Here is a 26,554-nt window from a genome sequence, read left to right on the forward strand (position 1 = left end):
GTGACGGGTGAGGAGCGAACCGTCACCCCTCCAACTGCTTGAGCTCCGCGCGCACCTTGGCGAGCTTCGCGAACACCTCGTTGCGTTGCGCGGGGTTCTTCGCGCGGCCGTGGTCGCGCACGAGCTTCGCCTCCTGCGCCCGCAGCGCGACGACGCGGTCGCGGCGCAACAGGCGTGCGTCCAGATCCGCGTGGTCGGCGGTGCCGAGAATCGCCTGCGAACACAGCGACTCCCACGCGTCATCCATCGAAGCCCCTGTGATCTCCAGCAGCAGGTCGCGCGGGTCCGCCCAGTCGGAGACGTGCACGGCGTATTGCGCCGTATGGCCGGGGCGTCCCGGCACCTTGCGCCGCACCGCGAGCGCGCACTGCTCGACGGTCGCATTCGTATCCGCGTCCGTGCCGTCCGTGCCGCCGGCGCCGCCAGCCGTCGCCGCATGCCCGTCGCGCACGCAGACGAACAGCACGCCGCTGCCCGGCCGCTGCGCCGCGATATGCTCGACCACGTCGGCGGGAACCGCCGCGTCCACGCCGTTGAGCCGCAGCCCGAGCACGAGGATCTCCCTCACCCGCGTTCCCTCGGCGACGCCCGCAGTGGAAGGCCGCAGCAGCGCGAGCATGTGGATCGAGGCGACCGTGTGCACGAGATGCTGCTTCAACGTGTTGGAGATCGGCCCCTTTCCGGCGAACAATGCTTTGGGCAGCGTCCCCTTCGCCACCGGTATCGCCGACCTGTCCGGCAATCCCAGTTCCAGCGCGGTCACCGTGCCGCAGCTCGCCACTCTTCGCGTCGCCTTGCCGGCACTCGTCCCATCGGCCATCGTCGGCCTCCCTTCCTTCGCGCCGCGCATGTACGCCGCGACGCCCGCGGATATTGCTACGACACTACACCAGATGCCGGCGCGATGGCGGGACGTGACCGTGCGCGCCCATGCACGGCTGGGAAAGAGATGCCGATATCATGGAGACAGGTTTCACATGGACGGGCGCGCGCCATAGCGAGGTTTCACGATTCCGGCTTTACCGAAGGAGGAGATGGCCATGAGGGCGATTCTCAAACGGTTGCTGTTGGCGGTCGTGGCGCTGTCGTTGCTGCTGGTTTTCTGCAACGTCGTCTATCAAATGGTGACGGGGAATCCGCCGCCGGGGGAGACGTGGCCGTTCGTATCCAATGCGATCCTCTGCCTGGTGCTCTACAAGTTCGTGCTGTGATCGGTCCTGCGCCCGGCATTGCGGCTGGGCGAAAACGAAACCCCTTGGAATCACTGCGATTCCAAGGGGTGACTTGTGCCCCGGATCAGATTCGAACTGACGACACCCGCTTTAGGAGAGCGGTGCTCTATCCCCTGAGCTACCGAGGCGACGGCAATTCATTGTACACGGTTCCCGGCCGGCGGCGCGCATGACGTGTTGCGGCCCGGCTCCACGTCTTTTCTCCGGCTGGCCGCGCATGCCGCGCGCACGGTACAGTGTTGTGGGACGAAGGGAGGTCTGAAGTGGCGAAACGGACGCGGGACGGCTATCTCACCCCCGAGGAAGCAAAGGCCGACGCCCGGCGCGAACTGCTGAGGCGCGCGGCGACGCCGCAGGACGGCGGACGCAAACGCGCGGCGGGGAAGTCCAGCGCGTCATCATCGTCGAAGTCGTCGAAGTCGTCACGATCGTCGAAGTCCGCGAAGTCGTCGTCGAGGTCCCCGCATCCGCGCGCATCATCGACAACGAAATCCCCGTCGAAATCCTCCACACCATCGTCTCGCGCGGGTACGGCCGGAACCCGTGGCGGGAAGCGCGGCGGCCGCCGTTCCGGCGCGTCCCGCGGCCGTGCGCCGTCGCGCGGAGGCGCGTCCGGCGGCGGGCGTGGTCGCGCCGGCGTCGCCGCGGCGCTCCCGCCCCACCGCCGCGTATTCGGCGCGCTCGCGGTCGTGTGCGCGGCGCTCGCGGCGTGCGCCGTCGCCGCCCGCGCGCTGCCGGCCGGGCTCCAGGCGCTCCCGTTCGTGCCGATCGTCGTCTCCGCCACGCCGTGGTTCGCGATTCTGTCCGTCGTCGCGCTGATGTTCGCGCTCGTGTCGCGCCGGTTCGTCGTCGCGCTCGTCGCGGTCGCCACGTTCGCCGTGAACGTGTGGTGGCAGTATCCGTTCCTCCACACGACCGAGCCGTTGACGCGTGCCGCCGACGCCGCGACCGGACAGGCGCACGCGGTCGTCGGCGACGCCTATGCGCGCGTGATGACCTGCAACGTGTACAAGGGGCGCGCCGACGCGCGGCAGATCGTCGATACGGTGCGCGACGAGCGGGTCGAGGTGCTGGCGTTGCAGGAGACGACGGACGCGTTCGTCGCCGCGCTCGAGGAGGCGGGGATCGGCGACTATCTGCCGTACAGCAAGGTCGCGAGCTCCGACGGCGTGTACGGCAACGGACTGTGGTCGGCCTCGCCGCTCATCAGTCCGGCGAACGACGACGTGAACTCGAGCGCCTCGTTCATGCCCGGCGGCACGGTCGCGTTCGCCGGCGGCGTCAAGGTACGGTTCGTGTCCGTGCACACGACCGCCCCCGTGCCCGGCTATTGGGGGCAGTGGAGGCGGGCGCTCGACGAGCTGGGCGCGATGAAGGCGCATACGGACACGCGATACGTGTTCATGGGGGATTTCAACGCGACCTACGATCATGCGCCGTTCCGTGACTTCCTGGGCGACCGGTTCCGCGACGGGGCGCGGATGGCGGGACGCGGGTTCACGTTCACGTGGCCGGCGGACCGGGGGCTGCTGCCGCCGCGGTTCGCCGGCATCGACCATGTGGTCGTCGACCGGGGGATCGTGGCCGGGCGGATGAAGGTGGTGCCGGTCGACGGTTCGGACCATGCCGCGCTGCTCGCCACGCTGGCGGTCGGATGAACGACGGTGCATATGCACCGGCCGTGGAACCCGGCGTTATAGTGAGGGCATGAGTTACGACATGAACGCCAACATGCGGGGAACGGCCCCCGGAACCGGGTACGGCGCCGGTGCGGGCTTCGGCGCGCGCGCGGGTGCCGCCGCGGGCGCCGGCACGCCGGCGGCGCCGGACCTGAGCCGGCCGCGCCCGCTCGATCAGCTGCCGCGGATGGCCGCCGACACCACCGCTGAGAACCCCTGGCCGGTGAGCGTGCTGAGCCAGAAGTTCCACAACGCCGTGGCGAAATGGCCGGCCGCGTGGATCTGCGGGCAGATCACCGAGATCAACACGCGCCGCGCCGGATCCGCCTATCTCACGGTGCGCGACGATTTCGAGGACATCGCGATCTCCGTCTCCGGCTGGCGCGCATTCGCGGCAGCCGCCGCGCAGTTCCGCCAGGGCGACCGGGTCGTCATCCACGGCCGGGCCGACATCTGGGTCAAGCAGACCCGATTGAGCTTCATCGGCGACGAGATCCGCAAGATCGGCGCCGGCGGCCTCAAGGAGCAGATCGACGAGCTGCGCAGGAAGCTCAAAGGCGAAGGCCTGTTCGACGCGGAGAACAAGGTGCCGCTGCCCGAGTTCCCCAAGTGCATCGGCCTGATCTGCGCCCCGCAGGCGCGCGCCGAAGGCGACGTGGTCACCAACGTGAACCTGAGGTGGCCGGTCGTGCGGTTCAGGATCGTGCACGCGCACGTGCAGGGCGCGCAGTGCCCGCCCGACATCATCGAGGCGATCCGGCGGCTCGACGCCGATCCGGAGGTGGACGTGATCATCGTGGCGCGCGGCGGCGGCGCGTTCGAGGATCTCATCGGATTCTCCGACGAGGGCGTGGTGCGCGCGACCGCCGCGTGCAGGACGCCGATCGTCTCCGCCATCGGCCATGAGGACGACTGGACGCTCATCGACCTGGCCGCCGACCTGCGCGCCTCCACGCCCACCGACGCGGCGAAGAAGGTCGTGCCGGACGTGCGCGAGCAATGGCAGTTGATCGACAACGCGGTGGGACGGATGCGCATGCGCATCTCCTCGCGCGTGGACAACGAGATCCGGCTCGTCGAAGGCTATGCGAACCGGCCGAGCCTCACCCGGCCGCTCACGATGCTCGAACCGCACCAGCGGTTCCTCGACGACGCGCGCGGCCGGCTCGACATCGGCCTGCGGCGCCTCGTCGACGACGCCTCGCTCACCATCGAGAAGGCGCACGCCTCGCTCACCGCGCTGAGCCCCCAATCCACGCTGAACCGCGGATACGCCGTCGTGCAGACCGCCGACGGGCACGTGCTCGACGACGCCGCGAAGGTTCATGCCGGAGACGAGCTCACCCTGACGCTGCGCAGGGGCGTCGTCACCGCCAAGGCGGACTGACCGGCGCGCGGGCGCCGCGATGCCGACACGGACGATATCGGCGCGGACGATGCCGACGAACGAACGATACCGACGAACCAACGAAAAGGAACGAACATGACCGACAAGAACACGAACACGACGGAACAGACCACGGACGAGACCGTGCAGGCCGGTGCCGTGCAGACGGGCACCGTACAGGCCGAGGCCGCGAAGGCCGGCGCGGAGTCCGCCGCCCCCGCCTCGACGCTCACCGACAAGGAACGCGCCGCCATCGCGCGGATGCCCTACGAGGAGGCGCGCGACAAGCTCATCCAGGCCGTGCAGGCGCTGGAGGCCGGCGGGCTCGACCTCGACCAGTCGATGCGCCAGTGGGAGATCGGCGAGGCGCTCGCCCAGCGGGCGCAGAGCCTGCTGAACGACGTGCGCGCCCGTCTCGACGCCGCGCAGAACGCCCAGGCCGCCACGGCCGATACCGCCGGCACGCAATCCAATCTGGACTAAGCCACCTCGCGGCGCATTCCGGCCCCGGACGAGGGGCCGTCCGCCTCGGCGGACCGGGGGCGCGAAGCCCGATCCGATCCGATCCGATCGCGCCGCCGGGGTGGAAACGCCCTCCGTGCCATTGTCCGGGCGGGTTGGCAACATGCTTTCCGGCCCGCCCTCGGACATGGCCCGCGCGTGCCTGCCATGGCCGGCGCACGACACGCGGAGCCTGGGGATTGTTACGTTAATCACACAGATGTGATTCCGCGAGATTCCGCCGAAAACCACTACCGCTAGTGTTTTGGCGGCGTGCCGCAACTAGATATAGGGGTGGGGATGCCGTACAGTATCTGAGGCTCCGGAAAACGCAGGGCGCTGGACCGCCCGCGGAACCCCGGAAAGAAGATGTACGACTAGGCCCGGAAGGGCCGGGATGGAGATGTGAGATGGAGACAGCAGTCATCAGTCCGACGACCACCACCGTCAGGGCCGCCGGCCGTCCGGTGCAGGTCGAGAAGCGTGACGGCCGCGTCGTCGACTTCGATCCGATCAACATCATCTCCGCCGTCAAGGCCGCGTTCGGCGACCTCGACAAGCAGGTCGGCCCGGAGGAGGAGAAGCTCATCCGCGGTTTCGCCGACCAGGTCGAGGGCGAGATCAAGGAACGCTACGCCGGTCCCGCCAAGATCGAGGACATCCAGAACCTCGTCGAGCACGCGCTCATCGACGCGCACCTGTACGACGTGGCCCGCGCCTACACCACCTACCGCCTCGACAAGGACATCGAGCGCGCGAAGGCCACCGACGTGAACGAGGCCGTGTCCCGCTTCATCAACCAGGACCCGACCCTCATCCACGAGAACGCCAACAAGGACGCCAACGTCTACGCCACCCAGCGCGACCTGCTGGCCGGCGCCGTCTCCAAGGCCGCCGCGTTCAACATGCTGCCGCCGGCCGTGTCCAACGCCCACATGAAAGGCGACATCCACTTCCACGACGCCGACTACTCGCCGTTCACCGCGCAGTCCAACTGCTCGCTGCCCAACTTCTGGGACATGCTCGCCAACGGCTTCACCCTCGGCAACGCGCCGATGGCCTCCCCGAAGTCCATCGCCATCGCCGCCACGCAGATCACCCAGATCATGAAGGACGTGGCCTCCAGCCAGTACGGCGGCCAGACCGCCAACCGCGCCGACGAGCATCTCGCCCGCTACGCGAAGCTCGACTACGACAAGTTCCTCGAAGAGGCGCGCGAGATGATCCCGGACGACATGCCGATCGAGTTCGCGCGACGCCAGGTCGCCAACGCGAAGGCCAACGAGCCGGCCAAGCTCCACTTCGAGAAGGGCCGCGAGCCGCTGCCGATGGACACCCCGTTCCACACGGACGTCGACGAGCTCGAGCAGGAGCGCGAGATCCTCGCGAAGATCCGCACCCGCAAGGCCATCTACGACGCCATGCAGACCATGGAGTACCAGATCAACTCCAACCGCGTGTCCAACGGCCAGACCCCGTTCGTCACCGTCGGCTTCGGTCTCGGCGTCGACTGGTTCGCCCGCGAGATCCAGCGCGCCATCCTGCTCAACCGCATCCGTGGCCTCGGCCGCGAGCACCACACCGCGATCTTCCCGAAGCTCGTGTTCACCGTCAAGCACGGCGTGAACGCCGACCCGGGCGACCCGAACTACGACCTCAAGCAGCTGGCCCTCGAATCCGCCACCAAGCGCATGTACCCGGACGTCGTCTTCTACGACAACATCGTCAAGATCACCGGCTCCTTCAAGGCGCCGATGGGCTGCCGCTCCTTCCTGCAGGGCTGGATCAACCCCGCCACCGGCAAGGACGAGGAGGACGGCCGCATGAACCTCGGCGTCGTCTCCGTGAACGTGCCGCGCATCGCCCTCGAATCCCACGGCGACAAGGAACGCTTCTGGAAGCTGTTCGAGGAGCGCATGGAGATCGCCCACCAGGCCCTGCAGTTCCGCATCATGCGCTGCAAGCAGGCCACCCCGGTGAACGCGCCCACTCTGTTCCGCTTCGGCGCCTTCGGCCGCCTCGGCGCGAACGACAGCGTCGACGCCCTGTTCAAGAACGAGCGCGCCACCGTCTCCCTCGGCTACATCGGCCTCGCGGAGACCACCGCCGTGTTCTACGGCAAGAACTGGATCCGCGACCACGGCTGGGATCCGGAAGGCAAGGAGTTCGCGCTGTCCATCGTCAAGCGCATGAGCGAGCTGTGCAAGCAGTGGAGCAAGGCGGAGGGTTACCACTACTCCGTGTACTCCACGCCGGCCGAATCCCTCACCGACCGCTTCAACCGCATGGACCGCGAGAAGTTCGGCCGCGTCGACGGCGTGACCGACCACGACTTCTACACTAACTCCTTCCACTACCCGGTGTGGCTCCAGCCCACCCCGATGGAGAAGCTCAACTACGAGAAGGACTTCCCGTACTACGCGTCCGGCGGCTTCATCAACTACTGCGAGTACCCGTGCCTGCAGGACAACCCGAAGGCGCTCGAGGCCGTGTGGGACTACGCGTACAACGTGGGCATCGGCTACCTCGGCACCAACACGCCGATCGACCACTGCTTCGTGTGCGGCTTCCAAGGCGACTTCGAGCCCACCGACGAGGGCTTCAAGTGCCCCGAGTGCGGCAACTCCGACCCTGACAAGTGCAACGTGACCAAGCGCACCTGCGGCTACCTCGGCAACCCGGTGCAGCGCCCGATGGTGCACGGCCGCCACGAGGAGATCTCCCACCGCGTCAAGCACATGAGCGGCGAGACCGGCCACGTCACCCTCGGCGACGGCTCCACCCGCGAATGGTTCGAAGAGGCCAAGTAGTGAGCGGATTCCAGCAGGCCGCGCTCCGGGAGCCCAAGCGTCGCGACTTCGCGGCGGGGGAGACCGGGCGCGGCCCTTCCGTACCATCCGGCGGACTCGCCAACGATCCGCGGGCCGGGCAATGGGACGGCCGGCGCATGTCCCATCGCATGATCGCCGACTACAAGACCTTCGTCGTCACCGACGGCGAGGGCGTGCGCAACTCCCTGTACGTCTCCGGCTGCCCGTTCCACTGCGTCGACTGCTTCAACTCGTCCATCTGGGATTTCCAGGCCGGCCACGAGTACACGCAGCGGCTCGAAGACAAAATCATCGAGGACCTGAACGCCCCGTGGGTGCAGGGCATCACGTTCCTCGGCGGCGAACCGCTGCTCAACACCCCCGTCCTGTTGCCGCTCGCGCACCGCATCCGCGCCGAATTCGGCGATTCCAAGGACATCTGGTGCTGGACCGGCTACACGTGGGAGGAGCTCGCACGCCCCGGCGAGACCCCGGACAAGCGCGAACTCCTCGGACTCATCGACGTGCTCGTCGACGGGCGGTACTTGAAGACCCAGAAGGACTCGCTCCTGCAGTTCCGCGGCTCCAAGAACCAGCGCATCCTCGACGTGCCCGCCTCCCTCGCGCAAGGCCGCCCCGTCATCTGGGGCAAGCTCCACGACCAGGAACGCGACATCCCCGAGATCTATCTCAAGGACCGCGTCGCCGGCGAAGCCCAGCAGGCCTCGTGACACGCTCCTCCCCTCCTTTCCCCCTCCTTTCTCTCCCATGGTGCGGTGAATCTTCCATGGTGCGGTCGGCCAAAACGGCTTGATTCCGGGGTTGTGGAGGAAGTGTGTTGCCGCACCATGGGAGTTGGCGGGGTGGTAGGGAGGGGATTCCCGCGGTATTCCGACAGGACACGCGAAGGCGTTGCGTTTACGGCTTTTCCTGTTAGATGAATCACGCCCGCGCCCCGCGTGACCCGCCTTCCTTGGGCAGGGCTTCGGACTAGAGTATGGGATTTGAGTGGCCGGGCCATACGCGATTTGCTTGCGACTCGCAAGACGCGTCCCGGAAATCGGTTGAAGAGGTTTACATGGTGAACGAAGCACATACCGTGGCGTCGAACCACGATACGAAGCCGTTGCGCGTGGGTTTGGACATCGGCTCCACCACCGTCAAGGCGGTGGTGCTCGACCAGTCCGACTCCCTGAAAGACACGCTGTTCTCCGACTACCGCCGCCATCACGCCAACGTGCGCGCCACCGTCGCCGGACTCCTCGTCGACATCCACGCGGAGCTCGAGAAGCTCGGCCGCGGCGACGAGCCGATCCGGCTCGCCATCACCGGTTCCGGCGGCCTCGCGCTCGCCGACAACCTGCACGTGCCGTTCGTCCAGGAGGTCATCGCCGAGACCGAGGCGATCGACAAGGAATACCCGCAGGCGGACGTCATCATCGAGCTCGGCGGCGAGGACGCCAAGATTACGTACCTGAAGCCCACGCCGGAACAGCGCATGAACGGCTCGTGCGCGGGCGGTACCGGTGCGTTCATCGACCAGATGGCCACCCTGCTCGACACCGACGCGGCCGGCCTCAACGAGATGGCGAAAAGCTACGAGAACCTATACCCGATCGCGTCTCGCTGCGGCGTGTTCGCCAAGACCGACCTCCAGCCGCTCATCAACGACGGCGCCGCCAAGCCGGACCTCGCCGCCTCCATCTTCACCGCCGTGGCCACGCAGACCATCGCCGGACTCGCCTCCGGCCGCCCGATCCACGGCACCGTCATCTTCCTCGGCGGCCCGCTGTTCTTCATGAGCGAGCTCAGGGCCGCGTTCCAGCGCGCGCTCGACGGCAAGGTCGACGAGTTCATCGTCCCCACCGACGCCCACCTGTACGTCGCCTACGGTTCCGCGCTCCAGGCGGACATGGACGTCGACGACGAAGGCCACCATTTCGAGGCGCACACCTGCGACGAGATTCTCAAGCGTCTCGACGAGCTCAAGAACCTGCCCAGCAACACGCCCACCATGCCGCCGCTGTTCCCCACCGAGGCGGACCGCGAGGCGTTCAACAAGCGCCACCACCGCGAGCACGTGCACATCGGCACGCTGGAGGGCGCGCACGGCCCGCACTTCCTCGGCATCGACGCGGGCTCCACCACCATCAAGGCGACGCTCGTCAACGACGACCGCGAGATCGTGTGGTCGAGCTACGCGAACAACGAGGGCAGCCCGCTGACGGCCGCCATCAACATCGTCAAGAAAATCCAGTCCGAGCTGCCGCCCGAGGCGTGGATCGCCCGCTCCTGCGCCACCGGCTACGGCGAGGGCCTCATCACCACCGGCCTGCACCTCGACGAGGGCGTCGTCGAGACGATGGCCCACTACCGCGGCGCCGAGATGGTCAGCCCCGGCGTCACCGCCGTCATCGACATCGGCGGCCAGGACATGAAGTACCTGGCCATCACCGACGGCGTCATCGACTCGATCGCCGTCAACGAGGCCTGCTCGTCCGGCTGCGGCTCGTTCCTCCAGACCTTCGCCATGTCGATGGGACTGACGATCCAGGAGTTCACGCAGAAGGCGCTCGCCTCCACGCACCCGGTGGACCTCGGCTCGCGCTGCACCGTGTTCATGAACTCGTCCGTCAAGCAGGCGCAGAAGGAGGGCGCGTCCATCGAGGATATCGCCGCCGGCCTGTGCTATTCGGTCGTGCGCAACGCCCTGTACAAGGTCATCAAGCTGCGCGACTCCGGCGAACTCGGCGACACGGTCGTCGTGCAGGGCGGCACGTTCCTCAACGACGCCGTGCTGCGCGCGTTCGAACTGCTCACCGAGCGCGAGGTGACGCGCCCGAACATCGCCGGCCTCATGGGCGCGTTCGGCGCCGCCCTCACCGCCCGCATGCACTACGAGGACGCCGCGGACGGCGATGACACCGGCACGGTCGAGCACACGCGCTCGTCGATCCTCACCGGCGACGCGCTCGACGACATGTCGATGACCACCGAACGCGACGTGTGCAAGCTGTGCCAGAACCACTGCAAGCTCACCATCACCACGTTCTCCGACGGCTCCCGCTTCGTGACCGGCAACCGCTGCGAGCGCGGCGGCGATGCGAAGAAGAAGCGCTCCGATCGTCCGAACCTGTACGACTACAAGTACAAGCGCTGCTTCGCCTACCGCCGTCTGACCGACAAGAAGGCCACGCGCGGCGAGATCGGCATCCCGCGCGCGCTCAACATGTACGAGAACTACCCGTTCTGGTTCACGTTGCTCACCTCGCTCGGCTTCAAGGTGATGATCTCCGGCCGCAGCTCCCACGAACTGTTCGAGACCGGCATCGAATCGATCGCCTCCGAGAACATCTGCTACCCGGCCAAGCTCGTGCACGGCCACATCAAGTGGCTGCTCAACAAGGGCGTCAAGACGATCTTCTACCCGTGCGTGAGCTACGAGGACAATCTCGTGCCCAATACGGACAACCACTACAACTGCCCGGTCGTCGCCAACTACCCGCTCGTCGTCGGCGCGAACATGCCCGAACTGCGTGGGCCTGGCATCCGCTACATGCACCCGTACTTCAACCTCGCCAACCACGAGCTCATGGTCGACCGCATCGTCGAGGAGTTCGCGTGGGCGAACGTGACGCGCGAGGAGGCCGAGACCGCCGTCAAGGCCGCCTACGCGGAGGACAAGGTCTTCAAGCACGACGTGCAGCAGGAGGGTCTCAAGGCGCTCGCCTATATGAAGGAGCACGGCTGCCGCGGCATCGTGCTTGCCGGCCGCCCCTACCACATCGATCCGGAGATCAACCACGGTATCCCCGAGACGATCTGCTCGCTCGGCATGGTCGTGCTCTCCGAGGATTCGATCTGCGAACTGCAGCCGGGGGAGAGGCTCAACCTCACCGAATTCCTCGCCAAGGGCGAGGAGGACCCGCGCAAGAAGAACGCGAACGGCTTCCGCCACGTCGGCGACCGCAAGCTCACCGTCAAGCGCATGCCGCTGCGCGTCACCAACCAGTGGGCCTACCATTCCCGCCTGTACGCGGCCGCCCACTTCGTCGCCTCCTACCCGGGCCTCGAACTCGTCCAGCTCAACTCGTTCGGCTGCGGCCTCGACGCCATCACCACCGACCAGGTCGCCGAGATCCTCGCCGACAAGGCCGACGTCTACACGCTGCTCAAGATCGACGAGGTCTCCAACCTGGGCGCGGCGAAGATCCGTCTGCGCTCGCTCAAGGCCGCCGTCGAGGAGCGTGAGGCGAACAAGGCGCGTCTCGCCGCGGCCGCGTCGGTCGCGTCCGGCGCCGTCGACAAGCACGACCAGGTCGTGGACGTCACCGACGAGGCCTCCCGCAAGGCGCAGGAACAGGCCGAGGCCGATCTCGCGGCCGCGAAGGCGGCGCTCGCCGCGGCGCAGGCAGCCGTCGACGCCGCCGAGGCGAAGGTGAAGGCGACCGGCGCGGGCGGCGACGTCCCGGCGGACGCGCCGAAGTCCACCGGATTCCGCAGGACCGGCACGAAGGCGCCGACCGCGGGCCGCCAGATCCTGCTCGACACGACGATGGCCGCCAATCCGAAGCTCACCGAGGCGATGCGCAAGGCGTCGAAGCGCGCCGCGAAGCGCGACGTCGAGAACGCGCGTCTCGCCGCGCTCGGCGACGGCACCACGGCGAACGCGACCGGCGCGAACGGCAAGGCCGCGGGGAAGTCCGGACACAACAACGCGACGATGTCCCGCTACGCGAAGCGCGAGAAGTTCGTCAAGGACATGAAGAAGGACTACACAATCGTCGCCCCGCAGATGAGCCCGATCCACATGTCCCTCGTCGAGGCGGTCATCCGCTCCGGCGGCTACAAGTTCGACATTCTGAAGCACGCCTCCCGCGGCGACGTGGAGACCGGCCTCAAATACGTGAACAACGACGCCTGCTATCCGGCGATCATGGTCATCGGCCAGCTCATCGACGCGATCATCGAAGGCAAGTACGATCCGGACCACGTGGCGCTCGCGATTACGCAGACCGGCGGCATGTGCCGCGCGACCAACTACTTCGGCCTGATTCGCAAGGCGCTGGTCGACGCCGGCTACCCGCAGATCCCGGTCATCGCGATCTCGACGCAGGGCCTGGAGGACAATCCGGGCTTCAAGGCGACGCCGGCGCTGCTGCACCGCGCCGTCAAGGCCCTGATTCTCGGCGACCTGCTCATGAAGTGCCTGTACCGCGTGCGCCCGTACGAGGTCGAGAAGGGCTCGGCGAACCGCCTCTACGAGCAGTGGGACACGATCGTGCGCGAGACGATCGAACACCACGGCTACTCGAAGACGGCCGCGAAGACCCCGTGGCTGAAGAAGGGCTACCTGCCGTACGGCCGCCTCGCCAAGGAGATCGTCAAGTCGTTCGACGCGCTGCCGTTGAAGGACGAGCCGCGCAAGGTGCGCGTCGGCGTGGTCGGCGAGATCCTCGTCAAGTACCAGCCGGACGCGAACAACCACGTGGTCGACGTCATCGAATCGCAGGACTGCGAGGCCGTGGTGCCCGGCATCATGGAGTTCATGACGACCCGTCCGTACATCACCGACTGGAACGAGAAGCATCTCGGCACCGGCGGCAACAAGACCCTGTACGCGCTCATGCGCTGGGGCCTCGACCGCTACAACGCGCCGATCAAGGCGGCGATCGCCTCCTCGCACGGCAAGTTCAAGCAGGACGACCCGATGCCCGAACTCGTCGAGAAGGCCGCCGAGGTCACGTCGATCGGCGTGCAGGCCGGCGAAGGCTGGCTGCTCACCGCGGAGATCCTGGAGCTCATCGAACAGGGATGCCCGAACGTGATCTGCGCGCAGCCGTTCGCCTGCCTGCCGAACCACGTGACCGGACGCGGCATGTTCGGCAAGATCCGCCGCCTGCACCCGGAGGCCAACATCGTCTCCATCGACTACGATCCGGGCGCCTCCGAGGCGAACCAGCTCAACCGCATCAAGCTGATGATCGCCGCCGCCAAGAAGGCCCACAAGGCGAAGTTCGGCGACGACGAGCCGCAGGGCTTCGTCACCGCCGACTGACGGCGGTCGGGGCCGACAGTCGGTTCGGCCGCCGTCCGCCCACGCAGCGCGCCCGCTATCGGTTTTTCATATAGCCGAATCACGGGCGCGCGGCGGGGCGTGTAGGGCGGCTCGCCTACGATACCCCTTATGGTTACTCCCAGAATCAGCTATGCGCATCTGCTCGCCAAGCCCAATCCGAAGCATGTCGAGAGCCTCCTGAAGTTCTTCGAGGCCGGATGCTCCAAGCGAGGCACCGGTGGTTTCGGCGTCGAGATCGAGCACCTGCCGGTGCATAATTCCGACGACACCGCCGTGACCTACTACGAGGAGAACGGCATCGAGGCGCTGCTCAAACGTCTCGCCCCGTACTACGACGAAAGCAAGGAGTACTGGGAGAACGGGCATCTGGTGGGGCTCGGCCGCAAGGGCGTCTCCGTCTCGCTTGAACCGGGCGGCCAGGTCGAGACCTCGATCGGCATCCTCAAGGAGCCCGCCGACCTCAACCAGCTGTACGGCCAGTTCCGCCGCGAGGCCGATCCGATCCTCGACGAGCTGGGCTTCCGCCTCGTCAACTACGGCTACCAGCCGAAGTCGAGCTATGCGGACGTCCCCGTCAACCCGAAGGACCGCTACGACGCGATGACCGACTATCTCGGCCGCGTCGGCCAGTTCGGCCCGTGCATGATGCGCTGCTCCGCCTCCACGCAGGTGAGCATCGACTTCGTCGACGAGCAGGACGCCATCGACAAGATGCGCGTCGGCACCGCCATCGGTCCGATCCTCGCCTGGTTCTTCCGCAACACCCCGTACTTCGAGGGCCGCGTCAACCCGTACCCGCTGCTGCGCCAGCGCATGTGGGACTACCTCGACTTCCAGCGCACCAACGTGATTCCCGGCCTGTATGACCGCCGGTTCACGTGGGAGGACTACGCGGTGGACGTGCTGTCCACGCCGCTCATGTTCGCCGATCTGACGCACACGCCCGAGGCGGTCGAATCCGGTCTGAGCCGCAAGGAACTGCACCGCGCCGCCTTCCGCGAGAACGCGGGCGACGTGTACCCGGACCGCGAGCTCAACGCGTACGAGATCAACCACATCATCTCCACGCACTTCAACGACGTGCGCCTCAAGAACTTCATCGAGTTCCGCCATTGGGATTCGCTGCCGATCGAGCGCGCCGAACGCCTCACGGAGATCATCGCCTCCCTGTACTACGTGCCGGCCAACCGCATCCGCATCGAAAGCTACTTCGACGGGCTCACCGAGGAGGACGTGTTCGAGGCCAAGGCCAACATTCAGGCGCACGGCCGCGAATCCGCACCGTACGGCCAGCCGCTCGACTTCTGGCGCGAGTTCCTTGGCCTCGAAGGCCTGCTCGAGGACATCCCCGGCGACCCGAAGCACCCGGATGTGTTCCAGCGTTGATCCATTCGCCGTTTTCCGCCCGTTCCGGCCCATGCCGGGGCGGGCGGCGGCGTTTTCGGCGGATTCGGCGGGACGGGATGGGAGAACGCGCAACGGTGACGGGATGACACGCATCGGGCGCATCGACGGCGTGAACCTCGGCGGCTGGCTGGTGCTGGAACAATGGATGACGCCCGGCCTGTTCCGCGCGAGCGGCGAGGAGGACGAGATCTGGCTGCATCGGACGGCCGATCGGTCCGAACTGGAGCGTCTGCTGCGCCGTCATCGCGACACGTACGTCACCGAAGCCGATTTCCACGCCATCGCCTCGCATGGCCTGAACCTCGTGCGCATCCCCGTGCCGTATTTCATCTTCGGCGACGTGCCCGGTCATCCCGGCTGCATCGACTATCTCGACCGCGCGTTCGACTGGGCGGAACGTGCCGGACTCAAGGTGCTCATCGACCTGCACACCGTACCCGGCTCGCAGAACGGCTTCGACAACGGCGGCCTGACCGGCGTCGTCCGCTGGCACAGGAGCGCGCGGCAGGTCGCGTTCGCGCTGGACGTGCTCGCGCGTCTCGCGCGCCGTTACCGCGACCGTCCCGCGCTGTACGGCATCGAAGTGCTCAACGAGCCGGTCGATTGGCTCACCTACCTCACGTCGCCGTCGAGCTCACGCGCGAAGGACCCGCGTGAGGCGCGGGGAAGCGGGCACATCCCGATGCGCTTCCTCAAACGGTTCTATCGTGCGGCGTACCGGCGTCTGCGCCCGATACTCGGCGACGGTCCCGTCATCGTGTTCCACGACGGGTTCCGGCTCGGCCGGTGGCGCGGCTGGTTCGCGCGTGAGGGCATGCGGGGCGTCTGCCTCGACACGCACGTCTATCTCGTCATGTCGGAACGGCCCGAGGCGCTGTTCCGCAGGTTGCCGGCCGCGTGGCTCATACGCTGGTACCGGCTGTTCACGGCGTGGCACGAGCGCCGCATCCGCCGCGCCGCGCGGTTCACGCCGGTCATGGTCGGCGAATGGTGCGTCGCTAACCGGCTCGCGGCGCGCGTGGGGGAGCGGGGGAGGTGCGGCGCGTCCGGTGGCGGCGTTTCGCGCGCGGACGACGGCGTCCCGTCGCCCGCTGCGCGGCGCCGCGACGTCTACCGCGCGGTCGCCGCGATGCAGCGTGACGCATGGGACGTCTCCGCCGGCCAGGTCTACTGGAGTTATCGTCTGCGCGGCGGCCGCGACGCGACCGGCCGGCTTGATCGTCTCGCGCCGGTCGGCGGCGACGGCACGGTGACGGACGACTCGCGTCTCGACCCGTGGGATCTGACGCACGTGTGGCACGCGGGATGGATGGAGTGACGCGCGATGATGCTGTGGTGATGCTGTAGTGATGGCGGGCCGGCTCAGCGGTAGCCGTCCCAGAGGGGTGAGGGGAGCAGGGCGTCCTCGCAGTCGGCCCACATCGCGTTGAGGTCACGGCCGGGGGTGCGCAGCCAACGCAGCTGGACGCCGTCCATCATCGCGAAACCGGCTTCGAGCACATGCGCCACGTCCACGCCGTCCGGCACCGACCAGCGGATGTTGAGCGCGTTCGCCACGGTACGGCGCTCGCGGTCGGCGAAATAATCGTGCGCCGGATGCTTCGGGTCGAGGGCCTCGGCGCTCAGCGTGGAGAACATGTGCACCTGATCGGGGCGGGTGCTGTTGAGCGCGACGATCCGACGCCACATCTCGGCGATGAGCGGGCGGTCCATGGCGATCATGTCGGCCATGATCAGGTCTCCCGCACGGTCGTACTCGTCGGTGAGCGCGAGATGGAGCAGTCCCTCCTTGCTGCCCACGTAGTGCAGCACGCCGGCCTTGGTGAGTCCGACGGCGGTGGCGATGCGCTGGATCGACGTGCCGTAGTAGCCGAAGCGCCCGAAGGACAGCGTGGTCGCTTCGAGGATGGAATGACGGCGGTCGGTGTCGTCGGTGAGGTCGTTGGTGGTCATGGTATGTACCATACGGTCGGTTGGTTGGTATTTCAAATGATTCCGGCGTGTTGTGGGCGGTGTTTTGATAATCTACCTACCAACCGGTTGGTTGTGAGTGGTTCGCTTGGGGTTCATGGATGAGGGCCGGGGGACCGCACCGGAACGGGCCGGCCGCATGACTCAACGGAACACGCAAAGGAACTCAAGGAAAGAGGCACACGTCATGAGCGAGCACACCCACCCGTCCGTCAAGGATCTGACGCTGGAGGAGAAGGCCTCCCTCACCTCCGGCGGCGACGCCTGGCATCTGCAGGGCGTCGAAGCCAAGGGCATCCCCGGCTACATGATCACCGACGGTCCGCACGGATTGCGCAAATCCCTCGCCACCAGCACCGGCGAGACCGATCTCGACGACTCCGTGCCCGCCACCTGCTTCCCGCCGGCCGCCGGCCTGTCCAGCTCGTGGAACCCCTCGCTCGTCCGCAAGGTCGGCGAGGCCATGGGTGAGGAGTGCATCCAGGAGAAGGTCGCCGTGATCCTCGGACCCGGCGTCAACATCAAGCGCAACCCGCTCGGCGGCCGTTGCTTCGAATACTGGAGCGAAGACCCGTACCTCGCCGGCCATGAGGCCGTCGGCATCGTCGAAGGTGTGCAGTCCAAGGGCGTGGGCACGTCGCTCAAGCACTTCGCCGTCAACAACCAGGAGACCGACCGCCTGCGCGTCGACGCGCGCGTCTCCCAGCGCGCCCTGCGCGAGATCTACCTGCCGGCCTTCGAACACATCGTCAAGACCGCCCAGCCGTGGACCATCATGTGCTCCTACAACCGCGTCAACGGCGTCCACTCCGCCCAGAACCATTGGCTGCTCACCGACGTGCTGCGCGACGAATGGGGATTCAAGGGCATCGTCATGTCCGACTGGGGCGCCGATCACGACCGCGTCGCCTCCCTCAACGCCGGCCTCAACCTCGAAATGCCACCGAGCGGCACCGACGACGAGATCGTCTACGCGGCCCGCGACGGCCGCATCGACCCCGCCCAGCTCGACCGCATGGCCCAGGGCATGATCGACCTGACCGACAAGGCCCGCGCCGCCATGAGCGCCGACGGCTACCTCTTCGACGTCGACGCCCACGACGAGGTGGCCCACCAGGCCGCCGTCGAATCGATGGTCCTGCTCAGGAACGAGGATGCGATCCTGCCGCTGAAGAAGGATTCGAGGATCGCCGTCATCGGCGAATTCGCCCGCACCCCGCGCTACCAGGGCGGCGGCTCCTCCCACATCACCCCCACGAAGATGACCTCGTTCCTCGACACGCTCGCTGCACGCGGCATCGAAACCGACTTCGCCCCCGGCTTCACGCTCGACCTCGAACCCGCCGATTCTGCCCTCGAACTCGAAGCCGTCGAAACCGCCCGGGGCGCCGACGTGGCGCTTCTGTTCCTGGGCCTGCCCGAGGCCGCCGAATCCGAAGGCTTCGACCGCGAGACCCTCGACCTGCCCGCCAAGCAGACCGAACTGCTCGCCAAAATCGCCGCCGTCAACCCGAACGTGGCCGTCGTGCTGTCCAACGGATCCGTCGTCTCCGTCGCCCCGTGGGCCGGCCATGCCAAAGGCATCCTCGAATCCTGGCTGCTCGGCCAGGCCGGCGGTCCCGCGCTCGCCGACGTGATCTTCGGCGAGACGAGCCCCTCCGGCAAGCTCGCCCAATCCATTCCGCTGGATATCAACGACGACCCGAGCATGGTCAACTGGCCGGGCGAGGAGGGCCACGTCGACTACGGCGAGGGCGTGTTCGTCGGCTACCGCTACTACGACACCTACGATGTCGCCGTCGACTACCCGTTCGGCTACGGCCTGAGCTACGCCAAGTTCGAGATCTCCGACGTCCACGCGGAGAAGACCGGCGCCAACACTGCGTCCGTCACCGCCACCGTCGCCAACGTCTCCGACGTGGACGGCGCCGAGACCGTGCAGGTGTACGTCGCCCCCGGCAAAGCCGACGTGGCCCGCCCGGCCCACGAACTCAAGGGCTTCGTCAAGGTGTTCCTCAAGGCGGGCGAGTCGAAGACCGTGACGTTCGACCTCGACGAGCGCGCCTTCGCCTACTGGTCCGAGAAATACGGCGACTGGCACATCGAGGCCGGCGCATACGGCATCGAGGTCGGTACGTCCAGCCGCGACATCGCCGCCACCGTCGCGGTCGACCTGGAGGGCGACGGCAAGTCGCTGCCGCTCGACGAATGGTCCACCTACGGCGAATGGGAGGCGGACCCGGTCGGCGCGAAGGTCGTCGCGGCGGTCGAGGCCGCCGGTGAATCGGGTGCGCTGCCGAAGCTGCCCGACAATGCCATGATGCGCATCTTCCTCAAGTCCATGCCCATCAACTCGATGCCGATGCTGATGAGCGACGGCGGCCGGCGCATCACCGCCTTCATGCTCGCCGAATACGCCAAGCTCACGAAGTAGCCGTCGGCCTCTCCGTGGCCTCTCCGTGGCCCCTCCGGCACGGAGTCGCCGGCCTGTTCATGGCCCCCTCAGACGAGGGGGCTGTCGGCGAAGCCGACTGGGGGAGAGACCAGTGAAGCGCGGTCATCCCGACTGGGGAGATATGTGAAGCCCACCCTTCCGTGCTCACCTCGAGTCGACTGCCGTCCGAAAGCCCCCTCGACTGAGGGGGCTTTCGCCATCATGTGACATACGACACGCCGATTGTTGCATCTGCAACTGTTGTATGCGGGACGTATTACTATCGCACCATGCAAGATGGTTGCATATGCAACAAAACGCATGTCCGACCATGTCCGGAAACGAAGGTGGATGAGTTATGGACAGTCACATCCTCAGCTTCGAGCTGAGGGCGCTGGTCAAGGCGATCAACCGCCATCTCGGCGAGACGATGCCCGAATCGGCGCGCATCGCCACGGGCGGCAACGCCCGCATCATCATGTTCCTCGCCCGCAACCGCGACAAGGACATCTACCAGCACACCATCGAACGCAAGTTCTGCATCACGCGGTCCACCGCCTCGCGCGTGCTCGCGCTGATGGAGAAGAAGGGCCTCATCGCCCGCGAGTCGGTGGCGCATGACGCACGACTCAAGAAGATCGTGCTCACCGCCAAGGCCGACTCCATCGTCGCCTGCCTCTCGGCGAACGGCGAAAGGATGGAACACCGACTGGTGGAGGGATTCACCGACGAGGAGCGGGCCGCCCTCATGGACTACGTGCTGCGCATGCGCGCGAACGTGGACGCGGCGCAACGCGAGTTCGAGGAACGGTCGGCCGCCGGCGCCCCGGTCGGTGAGCCATGCGGGGACCTCGCCGGCGACCCCGGCGACCCCGATGACGTCCCGGTCGAGGGGACCGGTGACGCGAACGACACGGACGATACGAAGGAGGAGAACGCATGAGCGACAACACGACCGCGACACGCGACGCGGACGGCCTGACCGCCACCGAGGCGGCCATCATGGCATCGCGCAAGACCGTCGAACCCGACCGGCCGAAACACATCATCCACACGCTGGCCGGATCGATGCGCGAATACACGAAGGAAAGCTGGCTGGCACCGCTATTCGTGTTCATCGAAGCCATCCTGGAGATCGTCATCCCCACCGTCATGGCCTCCCTGATCGACCAGGGCATCACCGGCGGGAACATGAACGCCATCGTCAAGTTCGGCCTCATCCTGCTGCTGTGCTCGCTGGTGTCGCTCGCCTGCGGCTTCCTCGCCGGCAAGTACGCGGCCATCGCCGCCGCCGGATTCGCGAAGAACCTGCGCCGCGACCAGTTCGAGAAGGTGCAGGCGTTCAGCTTCACCAACATCGACCGGTTCTCCACCGGCTCGATCATCACGCGCCTGACCACCGACGTGACCAACCTGCAGATGGCCTACGGCATGATGGTCCGCATGGGCGTGCGCGCCCCGATCATGGTCGTCGTCGCGTGGATCTTCTCGTTCCGCATCTCACCGTCCATCTCGCTCGTGTTCCTCGCCTGCGTGCCGATCCTCGCGATCGGCCTGTGCGGCCTCGCGGTGCTCGTCCACCCGGTGTTCGAGCGCGTGTTCCACACGTACGACGCGCTCAACAACGTCGTCGACGAGAACCTGCAGGGCATCCGCGTCGTCAAGTCGTACGACCGCGAATCCTACGAGATCGGCAAGTTCGGCCGCATCTCCCAGCGCATCTTCAAGGACTTCACCAAGGCCGAGCGCATCATGAGCTTCAACAGCCCGATCATGATGTTCTGCATCTACGCCTCGATGATCATGATCTCCTGGATGGGCGCGCAGCAGATCGTCGCCTCCGGCAACAACGCGGCGCTGGGACTCACCACCGGCGACCTCACCGCCCTCGTCACCTACGCGATGCAGATCCTCATGGCCATGATGATGCTCTCCATGATCTTCGTCATGTGCATCATCTCCCAGGCCTCCGCCGAACGCATCTGCCAGGTGCTGCAGGAGGAGAGCACCGTCACCGACCCGGAGCATCCGGTCATGGACGTCAAGGACGGCTCCATCGAATTCGACCACGTCACCTTCCGCTACTCCGCGTCCTCCGAGAAGCCCGTGCTCGACGACATCGACCTGAAGATCGCCTCCGGCATGACCGTCGGCATCGTCGGCGGCACCGGCTCCGCCAAGTCAAGCCTCGTGCAGCTCGTGCCCCGCCTCTACGACGTGAGCCAGGGCTCGCTCAAGGTCGGCGGCCGCGACGTGCGCGACTACGACCTCGTCACCCTGCGCGACCAGGTCGCCATGGTGCTTCAGAAGAACGTGCTGTTCTCCGGCACCATCGCCGAGAACCTGCGCTGGGGCGACCCCGACGCCACCGACGACCAGATCCGCCACGCCTGCAAGCTCGCGCAGGCCGACGGCTTCATCCAGGAATTCCCCGACAAATACGACACGCACATCGAACAGGGCGGCACCAACGTGTCCGGCGGCCAGAGGCAGCGCCTGTGCATCGCCCGCGCGTTGCTCAAGAAGCCGAAGATCCTCATCCTCGACGACTCCACCAGCGCCGTCGACACGAAGACCGACAAGCTGATCCGCGAGGCGTTCCACCACGAGATCCCCGACACCACGAAGATCATCATCGCCCAGCGCATCGCCTCCGTGCAGGAATCCGACGTGATCCTCGTCATGGACAACGGTCGCATCATGGCCAAGGGCACGCACGACGAACTGCTCGAAACCTGCGACGAATACCGGTCCATCTACGAATCGCAGACCCGCAACACCGCCGCCGGCCAGGCCGAGCTCGAACGCGAGGCGGCCCAACGCGCCGAGCACATGCAGCAGGCCGAACAGGAAGGAGAGAACCGATGAGCGACAAGCAGACCGCGCAGAACCGCAAGCCCGCGATGCGCAAGCCCGCCCCCGGCACCACCAAGCGCATCTTCGGCTACATCATGGCCTACCGGTGGCGCGTCATCGCCATCGTCGCCTGCATCCTCGTCGGCGCCGCCGCCCAGGCCGGCTCCGCCCTCTTCCTCCAGTCCCTCATCGACACGTACATCCTGCCGATGGTCGGCGCGACCGACCCCGACTGGGGACCGCTGATCCGCGCCATCACCCTCATGGGATGCCTGTACGTGGCCGGCATCGTCGCCAGCTGGCTGTGGCAGTGGCTCATCGTCACCGTCGAGCAAGGCGTGCTCAAGAAGATCCGCGACGATATGTTCGCCCACCAGCAGTGGCTGCCGATCCGCTACTTCGACACCAACGAGCACGGCGACATCATGAGCCACTACACGAACGATACCGACACGCTGCGCCAGGCCATCAGCCAGTCGTTCCCGCAGATGTTCGCCGCCGGCATCTCCGCGCTCGCCGCGATCGTCTCCATGCTGTGGCTGAGCGTGCCGATCACCGCGTTCGTGCTGCTGTTCACCGTCGGACTCTACTTCGTCGTGCGCAAGATCGTCGGCCGCGCAGGCCGCTACTTCGTCAAGCAGCAGTACTGGATCGGCGACGTCAACGCGTTCGTCGAGGAATCCGTCAACGGCCAGAAGGTCATCAAGGTCTTCAACCACGAGCCCGACACCCAGAAGACCTTCGACGAGAAGAACGAGGAGCTGTTCGAAGCGTCCGCCGAGGCGAACACGTGGGGCAATGTCACCATGCCCGTCGTCGGCAACATGGGCTACATGCTCTACATCCTCCTCGCCATCGTCGGCGGCGCCATGGCGCTCGCCGGAGTCGGCAACTTCGGCCTCGCCGGCGCCGGTCCGCTCACGCTCGGCACGCTCATCTCCCTGCTCACCCTGTCCCGCTCGTTCATCAACCCGCTCGGCCAGGTGTCCATGCAGCTCAACATGGTGATGATGGCGCTCGCCGGCGCCTCCCGCATCTTCCAGCTGATGGACGAGCCGGTCGAGGCCGACTCCGGCACTGTCACGCTCGTCAACGTCGAACTCGGCGAGGACGGCCGCACGATGCGCGAAGTCGACCACGAGACCGGCCACTGGGCGTGGAAGCGCGAGGAGGGCGACGACGGCACCCGCTCGCTCAAGGCCGCGGAGAAGCTGCACGGCGCCGCCCGCGAGGTCGCGCTCAAGGCCAAGGAGCAGGCCGTAACCTCGCCCGACGGGCGCTACACGCTGCTCAGAGGCGACGTGCGCTTCACCAACGTGACCTTCGGCTACGATCCGGCCAAGCCGGTCCTGCACGACATCACCTGGTTCGCCAAGCCGGGCCAGAAGATGGCGCTCGTCGGCGCGACCGGCGCCGGCAAGACCACGGTGACCAACCTCATCAACCGCTTCTACGACATCCAGGAAGGCCAGATCCTCTACGACGGCATCGATGTGAAGAACATCAGGAAGCCGGACCTGCGCCGCTCCCTTGGCATCGTGCTGCAGGACGTCAACCTGTTCACCGGCACCGTGATGGACAACATCCGCTACGGCCGTCTCGACGCCACCGACGAGGAGTGCATCGAGGCCGCGAAGCTCGTGAACGCGGATGGCTTCATCCGCATGCTGCCGCAGGGCTACCAGACCGTGCTCGAAGGCGACGGCTCCGGCCTGTCGCAGGGCCAGCGCCAGCTCATCTCCATCGCGCGCGCCGCCGTGGCCGACTCCCCGGCGCTGATCCTCGACGAGGCCACCTCGTCGATCGACACGCGCACCGAGGAGGTCGTGCAGGCCGGCATGGACGCGCTGATGAAGGGACGCACGGTCTTCGTGATCGCCCACCGCCTCTCCACCGTGCGCAACTCCGACGTGATCATGGTGCTCGACCACGGCAACATCATCGAACGCGGCTCCCACGACGAGCTCATCGCCCAAAAGGGCGAGTACTACCAGCTCTACACCGGAGCCGTGGAACTCGAGTAAGTTATATATGCCGATGCCCGGGTGCTGGGATGAGACCGCATGCTCATCCCAGCACCCGGGCATCGGCATATTCATCTCCGTTTGACCGAGATTCGGCGGGATTTCTCGCTTGGAAGGGGTACTTCCACGTCGTTGACCAGCTGTAACCAGCTTCCGAGGGGTATTCAATCCTCGTTACACCGGGTACGGACGGCATCATATCGGCGACGATATCCGGGATGACACTCGTCAGGCACCCCTTGGAATGCAGATGGATGTCCGGGCTTTGAAAGGTGTACCCCTCCCGAGGGGAGAAAGCGCCGTCACATGAACAGGGCGGCGCCGTCCTTGACGACGATCAGGACGACGATCGCGAGAATCCACACGAAATCGACCATGAGATCGTAGTTGAGCCGGTAGTACGTGTCGAGGCCGCGCGGCTTCGACATCGCGCCGGACTTGTCGGACTCGTCGGCAGCGACGGCACCGGCGTCATCGGCCCGCACGCCACCGGGCAGCCCCTGCACGACGGCGGTCGTATGGCTCAGCGCCATGAACTGGATCGTCGTGGAGAACATGAGCGCCAGGCACCACGGGCACAGCGCGTTGATCACGAACAGCGACTGCGAAGTCAGCCAGTACGAGTACAGCAACGCCGCCAGCCCGCCGAGCCACGTGCACGCGGCGAACCAGCGCGGCACGCGAACCCTCACCAGTCCGATCACTGCGATCGTCACGAACACGGATTCCGCGGCGATGCCGAAGAACGCGTTCGGGAAGCTCAGTCCGGCGAACTTCACAATCTCCGACTGCCAGGATTGCGCGACCGTCGAGCAGGAGAGCACCGCGTTCACGTCGCAGCCGAGCTGCTCCTTGGGGTGCCTCGCCAGCTGGAGCGTCTCCGCGCTCAGCACGAACGAGACGATCAGCGCCGCCGCCGAGGCGAGCAGCACGACCAGATACGTCCAGGTCGCGCCATGCCGCCATCCGTGCGGCCTCAGGTCGCGGGTGCCAAGCGCCCGCACCTCCTCGGTCGTCATATCGTCCTCCACGCTCTCGTCCGTCGTCGTGTCATCCGTCATCCGTCATCGTCCCCTTCCGTCGTCGACTATCAAATGCCTTATCGAACGTATCGTATCGTCGTGCGTATCGCGTCGTGCGTGGCGCGACTCACCGCGCCAACGTCACGTCGCCGACGATCGTCGCGTCGCCGGTGAGCGTCACGTCCGTGTCGCTCACGTCGACGCGCAACGTGCCGCCGCGCACGGTGATGAGCCAATGGTCGACGCCGGTCTTCGCGCGCAGCGTGATCGCCGTCGCGCACAGTCCGGTGCCGCACGACAGCGTCTCGCCGCAGCCACGCTCGTTGACGCGCATCGTCGCCTCGCCGAGGTCGTCCGCGTCGTCGTCGATGTCGTCGATACGCACGAATTCGACGTTCTGGTCGGATTCGATCACGGGCGCGACGACCGGCTTCGTGACGAGGTCGAGCGCCTCGACGGTCGGCAGCGTGGAGAACGCGTCTTCGATGACGGCGACGACGTGCGGATTGCCCATGTCGACGAACGTGCCGCGGGCCGCGCCCGGCGTGCCGGGAATCGTGACCTCGTACGCGTCGGTCTCGCCGCGCCGCCACGCGCCCATGTCGACGCGGAACACGTGTTCGCCGAGGCCTTCGACCTTCCCGAGCGAGGTGAGGGTCTTGACGCCGGCGCGCGTGCCGAGACGGAACACGTCGCCGTCGAACAGGCCCTCGCGCTGCGCGAACAGGGTGATGGCGCGCGTGCCGTTGCCGCACATCTCCGCCAGCGAGCCGTCGGCGTTGCGGTAGTCCATGAACCATTCAGCGCCGTGCGCCTCGCAGTCGGCGATCTGCTCGCCGCTCAGATCGGACACGTCGCGCGGATGGGCGAGACGGATGAGACCGTCGCCGCCGATGCCGAAATGACGGTCCGTGAGGAAGCGCACCTCCTCCTCGGTGGGTTCGAACCGCCCCTCGCGGTCGAGGTAGACGACGAAATCGTTGCCGGTGGCGTGCGCTTTGGTGACATGCTGCGGAATGCTCATGCACGCCAGCATACCCGTCGCGCCGGCCCCGGGCCCCGCGCTGTTCGCCATGCGCGAGTACGCTGGGACGGCAGTGGACGCGTCGCGGACGCCGACGGGAAACGACCGGCGGGAACGACCGCGGAACG

At 66.7% G+C, this 26,554-nt stretch carries 17 protein-coding genes and 1 tRNA gene; 13 read left to right on the forward strand and 5 right to left on the reverse strand.

What is annotated here, in order from left to right; genetic code table 11:
* Positions 1 to 22 precede the first annotated feature (22 nt).
* Entirely contained in the window at positions 23 to 820 is a 798-nt protein-coding gene (locus tag AC1AYP_RS00190) for a DUF4391 domain-containing protein (protein ID WP_476546455.1), read from the reverse strand.
* A gap of 220 nt (positions 821 to 1,040) precedes the next feature.
* On the opposite strand from AC1AYP_RS00190, the gene AC1AYP_RS00195 reads away from it, so the two are divergent.
* Positions 1,041 to 1,211 carry a hypothetical protein gene (locus tag AC1AYP_RS00195; protein ID WP_476502572.1) on the forward strand — a complete coding sequence of 57 codons (171 nt, stop codon included), beginning with the start codon at positions 1,041 to 1,043 and terminating at the stop codon, positions 1,209 to 1,211.
* A 76-nt stretch (positions 1,212 to 1,287) separates the two neighbouring features.
* Here the strand turns inward: AC1AYP_RS00195 and AC1AYP_RS00200 are convergent.
* Positions 1,288 to 1,360 (reverse strand) — tRNA-Arg (locus AC1AYP_RS00200).
* A 561-nt stretch (positions 1,361 to 1,921) separates the two neighbouring features.
* Between AC1AYP_RS00200 and AC1AYP_RS00205 the strand changes: the two genes are divergently transcribed.
* The 8 genes from AC1AYP_RS00205 to AC1AYP_RS00240 all read left to right on the forward strand — a co-directional run bounded on the left by AC1AYP_RS00205 (position 1,922) and on the right by AC1AYP_RS00240 (position 16,413).
* A complete protein-coding gene (locus tag AC1AYP_RS00205; protein ID WP_476546717.1) occupies positions 1,922 to 2,890 on the forward strand; it encodes an endonuclease/exonuclease/phosphatase family protein in 969 nt (322 codons plus the stop codon).
* 49 nt (positions 2,891 to 2,939) lie between these two features.
* Positions 2,940 to 4,298, forward strand: coding sequence for an exodeoxyribonuclease VII large subunit (gene xseA, locus AC1AYP_RS00210; protein WP_476546456.1), 1,359 nt, complete (start codon positions 2,940 to 2,942; stop codon positions 4,296 to 4,298).
* A gap of 159 nt (positions 4,299 to 4,457) precedes the next feature.
* Positions 4,458 to 4,781 carry an exodeoxyribonuclease VII small subunit gene (locus AC1AYP_RS00215; RefSeq protein ID WP_476546718.1) on the forward strand — a complete coding sequence of 108 codons (324 nt, stop codon included), beginning with the start codon at positions 4,458 to 4,460 and terminating at the stop codon, positions 4,779 to 4,781.
* 428 nt (positions 4,782 to 5,209) lie between these two features.
* Positions 5,210 to 7,609, forward strand: a complete 2,400-nt coding sequence (gene nrdD, locus AC1AYP_RS00220) for an anaerobic ribonucleoside-triphosphate reductase (protein WP_476502575.1) — start codon at positions 5,210 to 5,212, stop codon at positions 7,607 to 7,609.
* Positions 7,609 to 8,340 carry an anaerobic ribonucleoside-triphosphate reductase activating protein gene (gene nrdG, locus AC1AYP_RS00225; protein WP_476502576.1) on the forward strand — a complete coding sequence of 244 codons (732 nt, stop codon included), beginning with the start codon at positions 7,609 to 7,611 and terminating at the stop codon, positions 8,338 to 8,340. The genes nrdD and nrdG overlap by 1 nt, the downstream gene beginning before the upstream one ends.
* A 347-nt stretch (positions 8,341 to 8,687) precedes the next feature.
* A complete protein-coding gene (locus tag AC1AYP_RS00230) occupies positions 8,688 to 13,667 on the forward strand; it encodes an acyl-CoA dehydratase activase-related protein (protein WP_476546457.1) in 4,980 nt (1,659 codons plus the stop codon).
* A 129-nt stretch (positions 13,668 to 13,796) separates the two neighbouring features.
* Positions 13,797 to 15,074 (forward strand): glutamate-cysteine ligase family protein, encoded by a 1,278-nt coding sequence (locus tag AC1AYP_RS00235; RefSeq protein ID WP_476502578.1) that lies wholly within the window; start codon positions 13,797 to 13,799, stop codon positions 15,072 to 15,074.
* 103 nt (positions 15,075 to 15,177) lie between these two features.
* Positions 15,178 to 16,413 (forward strand): glycoside hydrolase family 5 protein, encoded by a 1,236-nt coding sequence (locus AC1AYP_RS00240; RefSeq protein ID WP_476546458.1) that lies wholly within the window; start codon positions 15,178 to 15,180, stop codon positions 16,411 to 16,413.
* A gap of 44 nt (positions 16,414 to 16,457) precedes the next feature.
* Here AC1AYP_RS00240 and AC1AYP_RS00245 read toward each other — a convergent pair whose 3' ends face one another.
* The gene (locus AC1AYP_RS00245; RefSeq protein ID WP_476546459.1) at positions 16,458 to 17,048 is read right to left on the reverse strand and encodes a TetR/AcrR family transcriptional regulator; all 591 of its coding nucleotides are present in this window, start codon (positions 17,046 to 17,048) and stop codon (positions 16,458 to 16,460) included.
* Between the two features lie 205 nt (positions 17,049 to 17,253).
* Between AC1AYP_RS00245 and AC1AYP_RS00250 the strand changes: the two genes are divergently transcribed.
* The 4 genes from AC1AYP_RS00250 (at position 17,254) to AC1AYP_RS00265 (ending at position 24,380) form a co-directional block, all read left to right on the forward strand.
* On the forward strand, positions 17,254 to 19,500 hold the full coding sequence (locus AC1AYP_RS00250) for an exo-alpha-(1->6)-L-arabinopyranosidase (RefSeq protein WP_476546460.1): 2,247 nt from the start codon (positions 17,254 to 17,256) through the stop codon (positions 19,498 to 19,500).
* A gap of 358 nt (positions 19,501 to 19,858) precedes the next feature.
* On the forward strand, positions 19,859 to 20,443 hold the full coding sequence (locus tag AC1AYP_RS00255; protein WP_476502582.1) for a MarR family winged helix-turn-helix transcriptional regulator: 585 nt from the start codon (positions 19,859 to 19,861) through the stop codon (positions 20,441 to 20,443).
* A 59-nt stretch (positions 20,444 to 20,502) separates the two neighbouring features.
* The gene (locus AC1AYP_RS00260; RefSeq protein ID WP_476502624.1) at positions 20,503 to 22,368 is read left to right on the forward strand and encodes an ABC transporter ATP-binding protein; all 1,866 of its coding nucleotides are present in this window, start codon (positions 20,503 to 20,505) and stop codon (positions 22,366 to 22,368) included.
* Positions 22,365 to 24,380: an ABC transporter ATP-binding protein gene (locus AC1AYP_RS00265; protein ID WP_476502583.1), complete on the forward strand. Its 2,016-nt coding sequence runs from the start codon at positions 22,365 to 22,367 to the stop codon at positions 24,378 to 24,380. Before AC1AYP_RS00260 ends, AC1AYP_RS00265 begins: the two co-directional genes overlap by 4 nt.
* 302 nt (positions 24,381 to 24,682) lie before the next feature.
* On the opposite strand, the gene AC1AYP_RS00270 is transcribed toward AC1AYP_RS00265, so the two are convergent.
* Positions 24,683 to 25,399 (reverse strand): vitamin K epoxide reductase family protein, encoded by a 717-nt coding sequence (locus tag AC1AYP_RS00270; protein ID WP_476502625.1) that lies wholly within the window; start codon positions 25,397 to 25,399, stop codon positions 24,683 to 24,685.
* Positions 25,400 to 25,529: 130 nt separating this feature from the next.
* Positions 25,530 to 26,426: a diaminopimelate epimerase gene (gene dapF, locus AC1AYP_RS00275; RefSeq protein WP_476502584.1), complete on the reverse strand. Its 897-nt coding sequence runs from the start codon at positions 26,424 to 26,426 to the stop codon at positions 25,530 to 25,532.
* Positions 26,427 to 26,554 lie beyond the last annotated feature (128 nt).

This window comes from Bifidobacterium sp. LH_424 (assembly GCF_056356895.1).

Bases quoted from the DNA above. Each gene is read 5' to 3' on its own strand.
- AC1AYP_RS00190 (WP_476546455.1), bottom strand. From the start codon at position 820: ATGGCCGATGGGACGAGTGCCGGCAAGGCGACGCGAAGAGTGGCGAGC.
- AC1AYP_RS00195 (WP_476502572.1), top strand. From the start codon at position 1,041: ATGAGGGCGATTCTCAAACGGTTGCTGTTGGCGGTCGTGGCGCTGTCG.
- xseA (WP_476546456.1), top strand. From the start codon at position 2,940: ATGAGTTACGACATGAACGCCAACATGCGGGGAACGGCCCCCGGAACC.
- nrdD (WP_476502575.1), top strand. From the start codon at position 5,210: ATGGAGACAGCAGTCATCAGTCCGACGACCACCACCGTCAGGGCCGCC.
- AC1AYP_RS00230 (WP_476546457.1), top strand. From the start codon at position 8,688: ATGGTGAACGAAGCACATACCGTGGCGTCGAACCACGATACGAAGCCG.
- AC1AYP_RS00235 (WP_476502578.1), top strand. From the start codon at position 13,797: ATGGTTACTCCCAGAATCAGCTATGCGCATCTGCTCGCCAAGCCCAAT.
- AC1AYP_RS00240 (WP_476546458.1), top strand. From the start codon at position 15,178: ATGACACGCATCGGGCGCATCGACGGCGTGAACCTCGGCGGCTGGCTG.
- AC1AYP_RS00245 (WP_476546459.1), bottom strand. From the start codon at position 17,048: ATGACCACCAACGACCTCACCGACGACACCGACCGCCGTCATTCCATC.
- AC1AYP_RS00250 (WP_476546460.1), top strand. From the start codon at position 17,254: ATGAGCGAGCACACCCACCCGTCCGTCAAGGATCTGACGCTGGAGGAG.
- AC1AYP_RS00255 (WP_476502582.1), top strand. From the start codon at position 19,859: ATGGACAGTCACATCCTCAGCTTCGAGCTGAGGGCGCTGGTCAAGGCG.
- AC1AYP_RS00260 (WP_476502624.1), top strand. From the start codon at position 20,503: ATGGCATCGCGCAAGACCGTCGAACCCGACCGGCCGAAACACATCATC.
- AC1AYP_RS00265 (WP_476502583.1), top strand. From the start codon at position 22,365: ATGAGCGACAAGCAGACCGCGCAGAACCGCAAGCCCGCGATGCGCAAG.
- AC1AYP_RS00270 (WP_476502625.1), bottom strand. From the start codon at position 25,399: ATGACGACCGAGGAGGTGCGGGCGCTTGGCACCCGCGACCTGAGGCCG.
- dapF (WP_476502584.1), bottom strand. From the start codon at position 26,426: ATGAGCATTCCGCAGCATGTCACCAAAGCGCACGCCACCGGCAACGAT.